The organism is Akkermansia muciniphila ATCC BAA-835, from assembly GCF_000020225.1.
GTDB lineage: Bacteria > Verrucomicrobiota > Verrucomicrobiia > Verrucomicrobiales > Akkermansiaceae > Akkermansia > Akkermansia muciniphila.
The window spans coordinates 951,631-964,146 of record NC_010655.1; the positions used below are offsets into that span (position 1 = coordinate 951,631).

A 12,516-nucleotide genomic window follows, 5' to 3' on the forward strand; every position below is an offset into this window, starting at 1 on the left:
CCTGCAAGAACGTCCTGCAGGGTTGAAGAAGAAAACCGGGAGGTTCTTTTACTGACAGGGTTTGGGAAGGGCGATACGGCCGCTCCGGGTCAGCATCTGCACATCATAATCCTCAATGAGGGACAGGAAACGGTCTATCTTGTACTCGCCTCCCGTCACTTCAATGGTCAGGGCGTCCCGCGTGACATCCACAATGTGGGCGCCCAGTATCTGGCAGAACTCAATGACTTCATGCCGCGTGGCGGAATCTACGCCAATGCGGGTCAATACCGTTTCCCGGTACACATTGTCCGTATTGCGGAAATCTACTACTTCCACCGTGTTGACCAGTTTTTCCAGATGCTTGATAATCTGGTCCAGAACATCCTCCTTTTCGCGTACGACGATGGTCATCCGTGAAAAGCGCGGGTCCTGGCTAGGGGCAACGTTCAACGAATGAATATTGTAGCCCCGTCCACTAAACAAACCGGCAATGCGGGCAAGCACGCCAAATTTGTTTTCAACAAGTACGGAGATAGTATGACGAGTCATAATTTAATTTCTTAAAGGTGATGCATTGTAAGCACTTTTAACTGCCAGTCAAGCCTGCGGACGGCGATGCCGGAAAACGTTTTTCCTAACGGGGGTTCCGGCAGGAACCGCTCAGGCCGGATCAAAGCTCGTGCGGTATGATGGCGTTGCCTTTTGTCGCCTCCGGAATGCGGGGAAGCAATGTTTTTTCAGAAACGGGGCGCGCATCCACTTTCACATTGAATTGCTGCCCATCGCGGGAAACGGTCAGCAATGCCGGCCCTTCCCTAAGAGCTTTGACCAAGGCTTCCTTGGTGCTGACACTCTGGTGGTTTACGGCAAAGACCATGTCGCCGGCCTGCAATATCTGCCCCACGGATTTCTTCGGATTCACTTGAATGACCAGCAACCCCCGAGCACCTATGGATTGTTCTTCCGCAGTCAGTTCACGCAAATGCATTCCCACTCCTTCCATGAAGTCTTCCCAAGGAGAAGGAACATTTTTTAAAATACTATCTCCCACCTTCAGGGTGACGTTCATTTTTTGCCCTTTGCGCCAGACTTTCAGCCGGAACTTGTCGCCGATGGAAAGATTTTCAATGCGTTCCTTCACTTCCTCATCCGTCTGGATGGGGACTTCGTTGAAACTCAGTATTACGTCACCTGTTTGAAGGCCTGCCTGCTCCGCCGGGGAACCATGCTTCACGATGTTGATTACTGCGCCTCCCGCCTCATGATAATCCAGGAAGCTGCGAAGCGGGGGAGTATTGCGCACAATGTCCAATCCCAGATACCCTTTCATGGGGCGGCCATGTTTGCAAATCTGCTCAAAGCTGTGCATCACCAGATTGGAGGGAATGGCAAACCCAATGCCGGCGTAATTTTTCTCCGCATTGGGAAGCACCGATTTATTGATGCCGATGATTTCCCCGCGGATGTTGATGAGGGGGCCTCCCGAATTCCCCGGGAAGATACTGGCATCCGTCTGGATCAAGTTAATGCCGGAATCCACCAGCTTGCGTTCACGGGCACTGATAATGCCGCGGGAAACAGTCGTGCCCAGCCCATAGGGATTGCCGCATGCCAGAACAATCATGCCGGGCGCAATTTCATCACTGTTGCCGAACGGAAGGGGGGTAAACGTCATCGGGTTTTCTACCTGCAGCACGGCGATATCCAATTCCGGATCCACCCCTACCAGGCGTACGGAAACGCTTTTCCCATTGCTCAGCGTAACGCGCAGCGCATGCTTGTTCTGAATGACATGGTAGGCGGTAATAATATGCCCTTCTTCAGTAACAATGACGCCGGAACCCAAACCATGAACCGTCAGCCTCTTTTCAACCATGAAATCACCATCCTCGGAAGGCTGAGGAACGCTTGTCACGCCTGTAGTGTCTATGCTGACCAATACCCGTTCCACCAGCCGGGCAACGCGTGAATATTCCTCATTGAGCTGGTGCAAAACAGGAATATCCTCCTCCTTCAATTCGGGCTGCTGGGCCAGGGTAAACACTTCCGACCGGAAGGAAACATTCTTCTCCGTAACACGACTGTTCCATCTCCAATAGGCAACGGAGACCACGGTCATCATAACCGTCATCATGATGACAAGTAAAGCCCGTGTCCATATGGTCGATCTCATGGAAATGCCCTGCCGTAATAACGATCAAACGGTTTGCGGCTTGATCACAAGGAGATGCCTGAAAACGGAGCCTGTCAAGCTTCAGCCGCTTTTTGACATTCCGGTTCCATTGATACTATTTAAGTACTTTCTCTTCAAATGAAAAAACTTTCAAATGACAAATACGCCTTTCAACAAGGCGTACTTTATGATATCATGCGGCTACGGTTTTATGGGTTCCAGCACTTTACAACAACAGGCCATTCATCTCGTCTTCGGTACGGATGAAGGAATGGTGCGTGAAAAGGCTTCCGGCATCTTTGCCGCTCTGACGGAAGGCACAAACGAATTTTCCCATGAAATTCTGGAAGCGGCCTGCGGTGATTCCGATGAAGCGGCCCAGCTGGTACGCCAGGTTATGGAAGCTCTGCGGACCCTCCCGTTTTTTCCGGGGCGCAAAGTAGTCTGGATGAAGAACTGCAATTTTCTGGGAGACTCCGTCACGGGGCGTTCCTCCACCACGGAAGCGGCTCTGGATTCTTTCAGGCAATTGCTGGAAAGCGGCCTGGGGTCGGACGTCCTGCTTCTTATTTCCGCCTCCGAATTTGACAAACGCCGTTCCTTTAACAAATTCCTGCTTCAATACGCCGCATCGGAAGAATTGAACAAGCCGGACATCACGAAAGCAGGCTGGGAAGGCAGTTTAATGCCCCTCATTAATAAGGAAACGGCGGCGCGGGGCATGAATTTCGACTCCGCCGCCCTGGAACTGTTCATTCACCGCGTCAGCGAATCCTCCCGCCAAATCATTTCCGAAATTGAAAAACTGGATCTTTATCTGGGAGCGGACAGACGCACCGTAATGCCGGAGGATGTCGAGCGCATGGTTCCGCTGACGCGTACAGGCGTTATTTTTGAAATTTCCCGGGCTTTGGAAAACAAGAAAAGCGATGCGGCCATCTCTTTGATTGACTTTCAACTGGAACGCGGTGAAAACGCCATCACAATCATGCGTGCCGCATTCATCCCTACGTTAAGAAATTTGCTGGCTGCCAGACTTTTATGTGACGCATTCAACCTGAAGCCCACCAATTTCAAGGAATTTACGGCCCGCATTTCTTCCCTGCCCTCCTATGCGGCCGCGTTAATTCCCTTGAAAAAAGACGGTACACCCAATGCGTATCCGCTTTTTCTGGCGGCGCAGAATGCTTCCAAATTCAAGACGGAACGGCTGAAGCAAACTTTGAAAGAATGCATGAAGGCGGATAAAGCCCTGGTGTCCTCCTCTCTTGATCCCCGCCTGATTCTGCATCGTCTTGCTATCTGCTCCGCATCCTGATGAACTCCTCCTCTTCTTCCGTTTTTCCCCTGTTTGACGTTCTCGTCGTCGGCGCCGGGCACGCAGGCATTGAGGCGGCACTGGCAGCATCCCGTCTGGGGTGTTCCGTCGCCGTCCTAACTCATAACCTGGATACTATCGGACAAATGTCCTGCAATCCGGCTATTGGGGGACTTGCCAAAGGGCATATCGTCCGGGAAATAGATGCCATGGGGGGAGCGATGGGGTTGAACACGGATGCTACCGCCATTCAATTCCGGATGCTGAACGCTTCCAAGGGGCCCAGCGTGCGCGCTCCCCGCGCCCAGTGCGATAAAACAGCCTACCGCACAAGAATGAAAATGGTTCTGGAAACCGCCCCCGGCATACGCCTGTTTCAGGGAGATGTGGTCAAACTGCTCGTCAATGGAGAACAGCAGGCAACGGGAGCCGTTACTTCTCTGGGCTGCGCCATCCATGCCCGCAGCGTGATTATCTGCTCCGGGACATTCATGAAGGGATTGCTTCATGTGGGCCTTCAACACATAACAGGAGGCCGAATGGGTTGCGCTTCTTCCAGCCTTTCCGCCGATCTTGCCATGCTGGGTTTTCAGGTGGAAAGGCTTAAAACAGGAACTTCTCCCCGCGTCAATGGAAGATCCATCGACTTTTCCGTCTGCGAAATACAGCCCGGAGACGCTCCGGAAGCCCTGTTCAGCTACCGTTCCCGTGATATACTGAAACGTGATTCCGAACCCTTTTGCACTTTGAACACGTGGGGAGATGAAAATTTCCGGATGAAGCAAATGCCGTGCTGGATCACCTACACCAACCAGACTACGCACGACATTATCCGGAAGAACTTAAAATTCAGCCCCCTTTACAGCGGTATCATTGAAGGCGTAGGCCCCCGGTATTGTCCTTCCATAGAAGATAAAATCGTGCGCTTTGCGGAAAAAAACAGCCATCAGGTATTCCTGGAACCGGAAGGCCGCAGTACGGAGGAATTCTACCTTAACGGAGTTTCTACTTCACTGCCCTACTCCGCTCAGTGCGACTTCATCCATACCATTCCCGGCCTGGAAAACGCACAGCTGATCCGTCCGGGATATGCGGTGGAATACGACTTCTGTCCTCCCACGCAATTGCATCCTACGCTGGAAACAAAACTGGTGGAAAACCTGTACTTTGCAGGTCAAATCAACGGTACTTCCGGCTATGAAGAAGCCGCAGCGCAAGGACTAATGGCGGGAGCGAACGCCGCTCTGAAAACCCTGGGCAAACCTTCTCTGGTGCTGCGCCGGGATCAGGCTTACATCGGCGTCATGATAGACGACCTTGTTACCAAAGGAACCGATGAACCTTACCGCATGTTTACCAGCCGGGCAGAATTCCGCCTGTTGCTGCGTCAGGATAATGCAGACCTGCGGTTGGCCCCTCTGGCTTTTGAAGCGGGCCTTATTACCTGTGAAATGGCCCGGAAGGCTGAAGACAGGAAAAACGCCGTTGAAGAAGGAATAATAAAAGCTGCCGCGCTTAAACATGAAGGAGTTTCTCTCTCCACATGGCTTAAAAGGCCCGGCAATGACTGGACTCTATTGCCTGAAGAACTGAAAAAAATGTTCCACGTGGAACATTTGGATGCCATTGCTACGGATATCCAGTACGAAGGGCATATTGAAAGGCAGAAAAAACAGGCGGAAAAAATCATACGGATGGAAAATAAAACTATTCCCTCCGATATTGATTACAAACATGTCCATGCCTTAAAAAAAGAGGCTGTCATCAAGCTGGGCAACATACGTCCTGCAACTATCGGGCAGGCCTCCCGCATTCCTGGAATTACCCCGGCAGATATCGCCCTGTTGCTTGTGCATCTGCAAAAACGCAGCAGGCAACAAACATAATACCCCGCGTTTTTTATTCAAAAATTTCAATTTAAGGAAGACCATAGGAGGCGGGTATTGGAAAAATAAATATGACAGGGACATCCTTGAGCCGTATATGATCCCATTATATTTCCCTGTCGCCATTGCCTGGAGTCGATAAAAAGATTCAATACTGTTTTCTGAATGTCTTTTTGCGCGACAGCAGCTCTTCCCTTCCTCCGAACAACCACCACTTTCTGCTTGTCGTAAAAAGAAATGGAATATCCCTTCAGTATTATTGAATACCGACCTTTCTGATTTATCCATTGAAAATCATTAAGAAGCATCACCCGATTTTTTCACGTATTTCATTCAAATACTGCCGATAAGAAAAAACAGCATTAAGCTTACTCCAAGGGGCAAGGGAGGCCGGAAGGGCTGAATGACAAATCCACCGGGCTAATGAAAATTACCTTCCCAAGTTTAAAATTCTTCGGATAACCAATAAACAAAAGACCTTATCCATTACCGGTAACAGATATCTCCCCGGATACATACATCACCTCCAAAAATATTTACAACAGGTTGTTCAAGATGGGCTTCATGCTCCAGAAACGGACCGGGCGCTACGCCGTCCGCACCGCCGCCGATAATGATGGGAGCATAAAACCCCACCCACTCGTCGACTAAACCGGCTTTCAGAAATTCCCGGACCAGACAGCCTCCCGCTTCCAGCAGGATAGTTCCTATTTTTTTATCATTATATAATTTTTTTAATAATTCCAAATAACTAAAAACATTCTCCACAACCAAAGTGCGGTCACGAAATTCATCTGTTAAACAAATGGAATCCGCAGGTATGGAAGAGGCATCATGGGTTAGAATAATACGCCAGGGTTGTTCCTTAAGGGGAGAAACAGGACGATCCGGTTTCCTAATGGTCAGAGACGGATTGTCCAGACGCACGGTATTCCCTCCGGTAAGAACCGCATCGCATTCGGCACGCAGGGTATGTACAAAAGATCTGGATTTTTCATTCGTCAGCCATTGGGAACGTTCCGGACTACGGGAAATGCGGCCATCCAGAGACATGGCGCTTTTTGCAATTACCCAGGGACGCCCTTCCAGCATGTTCACTCTGAACCTCCTGATTAAACGATCACATTCCTTCTCCAGAACCCCGCGGGTAACCTTGATGCCGGCCTGTTCAAGAATATCAGCCGCAGCGCCGCGGTGTTTGGGATTAGGATCTTCCGAACCATAAACTACCCGTTTGAAACGATATTTCAAAATGGCATCCGTACAAGGCGGTGTTTTCCCGGAAGTACTGCATGGTTCCAGAGTAACATACAAAGTTGAGTCCGCGAACAGGGGGGCATTGCCATTCGCCACTCCGTCGGCAATGGCCTCTCTTTCCGCATGAGGCAAGCCGGCTTTTTTATGAAATCCCGAACCAATCACCTGGTTTTCATGCACAATGACTGCCCCCACGCAGGGATTCGGACTCGTAAGTCCAATTCCATTTGAGGCCAGTTTTATGGCCATGTTCATCCAACAGTCATCCTGATTTTTCGTATTCACGCCGTTTTGTAGCATGAAAACCGGAAGAAGGACAATCACGTTGTGTGATTGAAGAATATTAGGTTTAACAATATTAAATTCCTTCTTCTTCTACTGTGTGCCTAGTGTGAATAAGATTTTAAGTGGTTGTAAAAGAGAGTATTGAGTATCATTTCAAATGTTAATAAATTTGGCCTGCAAATTTGTGGATAATATCTGAATAAGTTATTCACATCATACTCACAGTTAATCAACCTAGCCTTTCACAAGGTTATTGGCAGGTGCGGCTGTAAACAGAAACGGCATTCCTGCTTGCAGAAAACCCGGAGGAAAGCATACCATCCTTTTGTGAAGGCTGCCAGATTGATTTACATTCCGGAGAGGGATCATACTTTTCCCGCTACAAGCCCTGAAAGGCCCTTCTACGGCTTTTCCGTGGCTGGAATGAATATAGCCGCTTACTGTGCTTCCCGCCTTCGGGAAGTGGGCTTTGAAGCGGTTTTTGACCCGGGAACGCCGGTTTCAGAAGAAAAAGGAGAAATCATAGAAGTGTCCATGCATGATTTTTCCCCGGAGGCGGCCATATGGCTTGCCTTTTGCGGGGCAGGGGAAGCAAGGAGTGAAGAAGGGCATTTGCTGGCCCGGAAAAGCGGGGAAAACGGGTTGACGCGGGTATTCACGCGGAAGGAAGCAGCGATAGAGCGCCTCGTTTATCCCTGGGATCTTCTGGAATGGCAGGAAAGAGTGATGGAGAAGATGGAGTGGGAGGATTTCTCCGGAAGGGAAGGGGTTTATGTCATGGGAACGCTCCGGGTAGGGGAAGGAACCGTCATCATGCCCGGCGTGGTTGTAGAGGGAGCCGTGTGGGCGGGTGATGGCTGCCGCATAGGGCCTAATTGCTATTTAAGGGGTTGTGTATCTTTGGGGAATGGCTGTGTAGTAGGGCAGGGAGTGGAGCTGAAAAATTGTATCATCGGCAACGGCACATTTATTCCTCATTTGAGTTATGCGGGGGATTCCATTATTGGCAGTGACGTTAATTTCGGCGCCGGAACGGTATGTTCCAATTTTCGCCATGATGGCGGCGAACACAGAATGGTGGCGGGAGGAAAGCTGGAATTTACTGGAAGAAACAAGCTTGGCGCCGTCATTGGAGACCATGTTCGGCTGGGTGCCAATACCGTCGTTTTGCCGGGGCGGGTTCTTCCTCCCGGTGCTTGGACCAGACCGGGGGAAGTCTTCACGGGGGCATGAATCGGGTAAAGGAATTCTCTTAATACTGAAAAGGCCGCATGCGGAAAAACGTCTTCCCGCATGCGGCCTTTGGCGAATGGTTAAAGTTGCTTCAGCAGCACCGGCGGCGGCGCATCATCAGGGCAGCCAGCCCCAACAGGCCCAGGGAAGCTGTGGCTGCTTCCGGCACAGGAAGCACAACGCCGTCATAAAATTTGATGTTGTTGATATCCATAGTGCCGTTCATGGGGCGGGTATTTCCAAAAGAAGCTCCAAACTGGGAGCCTGTCAGGGCAGGGGAGGATGGATTCCACTCGGTAATCGTACCTGCCAGAGCGCCGTTGACATACACGGAAAGCGTTTGGGAGGAAAGATCGGAAACGATGCTCAGATTAGTCCAGCTGTCCTGCTGGAGATCCGTCCAGGTCAATCCCGTATTGATATTTCCGCCAGTTTGGCCGCCGAACCCCTTATTGTAGAGGTATAGTTCTCCGTTATTAGTGAATTCCAGCACCATGCTGTTGGATTCTCCGGAGACCGTTCCATTGGTGTACAGGCTGAAAATGTCTTTCCACCCATTGCTGGTGGAACTCAGGTTTTTCAGGTCAAAGCTCACGGTGAAACTGTCTTGGATGCCCGTTATGTTTGAGTTATAGGGAGTGCCGGAACTGCTGCCGAACGTGGCGTAATCATTGCCGGAAGTGTAATTGAAGGAACCGTTCCAGTTGGGGGCGGTTATTTGTGCTCCTTCCGCAGTCCATTCCCAGGAATAGATAGGGGTAGCCGCCTGGGCCATGCCTGCCGCTGCCAGTAAAGATAAAATAATAAATGAGCGTTTCACGGAAATTCTGAAATATGGGTTAAAATCAATCCGATAGGAGGGTAGCGGATTATAAATCCGGGGTCAAATTATTTTTCTGAAAACAAATCATTTAACGGAAAAAAGATTACGGAGAAGATAAAAGAAGAGAAAACAGAAACGGCATTCCTGTTGGAAAGAAAACGTACATTTTCAATAAAATTGCCGCATCCTGGGAAAAAAGAGACAATATCCGGATTTATAATCCGCACAAGGATATTGAAGAAATCTGATTCCCCGGAATGGATTTTTAAGAATGCTTAAATAATTTGAAAAACCTTTTCATGCAAGATATGCCCAGAGAAATTGCATATTACTATATATAGTATGCTTTTAAAAAAATACTGCCAAATATTAGGGTTTGACGGAGAAATGGCTTGAACCATGAAAGGCACTTATGAGAAGATGCGAGGCAGATAAAAGCACAGACACATGAAGTTTACCATTTCCAAGCAAGTATTTCTCGACGGGCTGAGACAGGTTGCCAGCGTTGTGTCTTCCAAGACGACGCTGCCCATTCTTTCCAACGTCAAGATTGAAGCTGAAAACGGCCAGGTACGTTTTACGGCTACTGATCTTGATGTATGTATTACTGGCGTGGTTCCCGCAAATGTGCTGCGTGAAGGCACCGTGACCCTGCCCGCTAAAAAGCTGGTGAGCATTATCAGCGAACTTCCTGAAGCCGAAGTCCAGGTGGATGTCAACCAACGCAACCAGGCTGCTGTGGAATGTGGCCGCTCTCAGTTTAAACTGAACGGCCTTCCGGCGGATGAATTTCCGGAACTGCCGTCTTTTGAGCAGGCTACTGTGTACCAGGTGGAGCAGAATATGTTGCGCGACTGTATCCGCCGGACGGAATATGCCATTTCCACGGATACGACCCGCTACGTGTTGAACGGCATTTCCCTTTCTTTCCGCAATGGTAAAATGACTTTGGTAGCCACGGACGGACGTCGTTTGGCTTTGGCGGAAACCGCCCTGGAATTTCCGGAAGAACAGCAACTGGATGCCATCCTGCCCACTAAGGCTGTCGGAGAACTCCGCCGCCTTCTGGATGAAGTGGGAACCGTCACGATCCGGTTCACACGCAACCAGGCAGCCTTTGAAATCAACGATACGCTCTTAATCAGCAAACTGATTGACGGCAATTACCCGAACTACCGGCAGGTAATTCCTACGGATTGCAAGGAAAGTATCGAACTTCCCTGCGGGGAACTGCTGGAGACAGTGCGCCGTGTTTCTCTCCTTTCCGTGGATAAGAGCACAAATATCAAGCTGAATTTTCGTGAAAACGAACTGGAAGTGGCTTCCAGCGCAGAAGGAGTGGGCGAAGCTCATGAATCGATGACGATCACTTATTCCGGAAGGCCGCTTTCCATTTCCTTTAATCCGGATTTCTTCATGGCTCCCCTGAAGACGATGGCCGGGGATACGGTCATTACGCTGAACCTCATTGATGAAATGAGTCCGGGCGTCTTGAAGATTGGCGATGAGTTCCTGTATGTGCTCATGCCGATGAGATCTCCCAATTGATTTTGGTGGCACAAAATCGTTCATACAGAGGAACAGGCGTCATGGAGACATGACGCCTGTTTTTTTATTGGCTGAGAGTGAATGGAAAAGAAATGTTATTCACATAAATGTTCTACGTGGAACATTTTTTATTTTCCATTACAGGAAAACTGTAATCTGCCTTGAAAAGACGGAACACCTGCATGGGGCGCGAGGGGCATCACCGGAAACCTCTGCGACGACGGGAGAATGCCATTATCCGGGAATGAGAAGATGCGGGGACAGCAAATATTCAGAGCGGAGAATTGACAAATTTTACTCCGTATCACTCGCCCAGCAAACCCGGAGGAGCGAACAAGTCCGGAGCAAGATGAAAGGGATAAAAACCGGATGCTTGAAGAATGGCTTCACGGACGGAGGATATGGAATTGAAACAGGAATGTTCCACATCCAGAATACGTCCGTCCTTCAATTTAATCATCAATCCGGGTTCTGCCTCATTATTTGGTGTGCATCCTATGCGTTCAATTAATTCCCACGGTATTTCCCTGCGTGAAATGCTGTTGCCCCAGAAGATGGAAGAAGAAGTGATTGTGAGAAAATAAGGCCTGCCCATAATAACGGGAAGCCACAGGAACAGTAAAAGGGCGCCGAGAAGAAAGTTCCACCAGCCGGAACCGAAAAAAGCCCAGGCCAGGCTGCATCCCAGGGTTCCGAGAATTCTCCCTCCCAGCCGATAACTGCGGTAGAAATAATAAGTGTTCATGAGTTGCGAAGTCAATGAAACGTCAAACCGACCATGGAACAATAAGTTCCCGACCGTATTCTATACGCTACCGCTTTATCCCGGCAAAGACAAGGTGATAAGTCAGGAAATCCAGTTCAGCATGTCAGGCGGTACGGAACCGCAGGAACGTATCAGGGAAAGAAAATGTTCTTCCATTTCCGGCGGCGGAGGAAAAAGGCCAGGCAAAACTCGGCCTTCGGCAAGTTCCAGAGCTCCCTGGTTATGAAGAGCCAGGGGCGGATCAATGTAACGCATTTGCGTAGGGTCCGGCAGAATAAAATTAAGAGGGCGGCCTTCGTTCAACAGGCGGTTTTTCGGAATTTCCGGCCCCCATTCATCCTCCACACCCATATTGGCAAGCAGAACGCCGGAAGAGAAGGGCATGTCCGGCTCAATAAGCCCTGACATGGCATGCCGCTTTCCCGTAGCCGTAACGGCGCAGAAAGCATGCCTGATTGCGTCAGTAAGGGTTTCCCTGTCCGTTGCCGGCACAAAAGAGGCGAAAGCCAGAGGTTTTTTTTCCACGTCCGCTACAATGACATTCAGTTTCCGTCTGAGAGCATGCAGAGCTATTCCGCGGCCAACTTTTCCATGTCCGATGACTACCAGAGTCTGTCCCTGTTCATTTTTTATTCCAAGAGATTCCAGAGCCCGGAAAAAACTTTCTCCGGTTCCAAGGCAGGTTTCTATCTGTTTAATCTTTCCGGCGTCCACCATCCACACGGGCTGCGTGCATGCCGCATAGCGTTCCGCACCCGAGCGGGTTAATTCCACATACCCGTAGCGGCTGGGAACATGGCTGAGCACTCCGGCGCAGTCCATGACCACATCATAAGGTCCGCCTGCCCGTTCCGCTTCCACCACTGGAATTCCATACTGTCCCAATAATACGGCTGTTTCCGGGTCATAGGGCATTACCGGGGAGACCGCTACTGTCAGCTCCGCTCCTGCGGCCAGAAGAGAGGCGTATTTGGCGCAGGTATTCCGGAACACGGGAGAAGCGTCAATAATCCGGCATCCTTCCAGAGGGCGACTTTCCGACCACGTTTTATACTGGTGCAGGAGAACGGGAAATTCTTCCTGCCGGTAAAAGGGGAACAAATTTTCCAGAATGCGCTCCGGAGATGCAGGCATAACAAAAATCTTAGGGTTTCTCACAGCAGAGGGTAATCCCTATCCTGTCGTTTTCCCAGAAAAACTTTGTTAAAGAAATATCTTTTGTTTAATAATTTTTAAAAGCTGTAG

At 49.8% G+C, this 12,516-nt stretch carries 10 protein-coding genes; 4 read left to right on the forward strand and 6 right to left on the reverse strand.

Annotated features, from left to right (window positions below; translation table 11 throughout):
- Nucleotides 1-48: 48 nt before the first annotated feature.
- Together ilvN and AMUC_RS04365 are read right to left on the reverse strand one after the other, a co-directional pair.
- A complete protein-coding gene (gene ilvN / locus AMUC_RS04360) occupies nucleotides 49-531 on the reverse strand; it encodes an acetolactate synthase small subunit (RefSeq protein WP_012419857.1) in 483 nt (160 codons plus the stop codon).
- A gap of 121 nt (nucleotides 532-652) precedes the next feature.
- Nucleotides 653-2,155 carry a trypsin-like peptidase domain-containing protein gene (locus tag AMUC_RS04365; RefSeq protein WP_081429113.1) on the reverse strand — a complete coding sequence of 501 codons (1,503 nt, stop codon included), beginning with the start codon at nucleotides 2,153-2,155 and terminating at the stop codon, nucleotides 653-655.
- 211 nt (nucleotides 2,156-2,366) lie between these two features.
- Here AMUC_RS04365 and holA point away from each other — a divergent pair, with 211 nt between their 5' ends.
- Both holA and mnmG read left to right on the forward strand, forming a co-directional pair.
- Complete coding sequence (gene holA / locus AMUC_RS04375; RefSeq protein WP_162288234.1) at nucleotides 2,367-3,473, forward strand: DNA polymerase III subunit delta; 1,107 nt, start codon at nucleotides 2,367-2,369, stop codon at nucleotides 3,471-3,473.
- Nucleotides 3,473-5,359: a tRNA uridine-5-carboxymethylaminomethyl(34) synthesis enzyme MnmG gene (gene mnmG, locus AMUC_RS04380; protein ID WP_012419860.1), complete on the forward strand. Its 1,887-nt coding sequence runs from the start codon at nucleotides 3,473-3,475 to the stop codon at nucleotides 5,357-5,359. Before holA ends, mnmG begins: the two co-directional genes overlap by 1 nt.
- Nucleotides 5,360-5,845: 486 nt before the next feature.
- Here the strand turns inward: mnmG and ribD are convergent, their stop codons facing one another.
- Nucleotides 5,846-6,916: a bifunctional diaminohydroxyphosphoribosylaminopyrimidine deaminase/5-amino-6-(5-phosphoribosylamino)uracil reductase RibD gene (ribD, locus tag AMUC_RS04385; protein WP_012419861.1), complete on the reverse strand. Its 1,071-nt coding sequence runs from the start codon at nucleotides 6,914-6,916 to the stop codon at nucleotides 5,846-5,848.
- 408 nt (nucleotides 6,917-7,324) lie between these two features.
- Here ribD and AMUC_RS11880 point away from each other — a divergent pair, with 408 nt between their 5' ends.
- The gene (locus AMUC_RS11880; protein WP_012419862.1) at nucleotides 7,325-8,134 is read left to right on the forward strand and encodes a DapH/DapD/GlmU-related protein; all 810 of its coding nucleotides are present in this window, start codon (nucleotides 7,325-7,327) and stop codon (nucleotides 8,132-8,134) included.
- Nucleotides 8,135-8,225: 91 nt separating this feature from the next.
- Here AMUC_RS11880 and AMUC_RS04395 read toward each other — a convergent pair whose 3' ends face one another.
- On the reverse strand, nucleotides 8,226-8,954 hold the full coding sequence (locus AMUC_RS04395) for a LamG domain-containing protein (protein ID WP_131072198.1): 729 nt from the start codon (nucleotides 8,952-8,954) through the stop codon (nucleotides 8,226-8,228).
- A 450-nt stretch (nucleotides 8,955-9,404) separates the two neighbouring features.
- On the opposite strand from AMUC_RS04395, the gene dnaN reads away from it, so the two are divergent.
- Entirely contained in the window at nucleotides 9,405-10,505 is a 1,101-nt protein-coding gene (gene dnaN / locus AMUC_RS04400; protein ID WP_012419864.1) for a DNA polymerase III subunit beta, read from the forward strand.
- Nucleotides 10,506-10,809: 304 nt separating this feature from the next.
- Here the strand turns inward: dnaN and AMUC_RS04405 are convergent, their stop codons facing one another.
- Nucleotides 10,810-11,250, reverse strand: a complete 441-nt coding sequence (locus AMUC_RS04405) for a hypothetical protein (RefSeq protein ID WP_012419865.1) — start codon at nucleotides 11,248-11,250, stop codon at nucleotides 10,810-10,812.
- A gap of 102 nt (nucleotides 11,251-11,352) precedes the next feature.
- Nucleotides 11,353-12,405: a Rossmann-fold NAD(P)-binding domain-containing protein gene (locus tag AMUC_RS04410; RefSeq protein WP_012419866.1), complete on the reverse strand. Its 1,053-nt coding sequence runs from the start codon at nucleotides 12,403-12,405 to the stop codon at nucleotides 11,353-11,355.
- Nucleotides 12,406-12,516 lie beyond the last annotated feature (111 nt).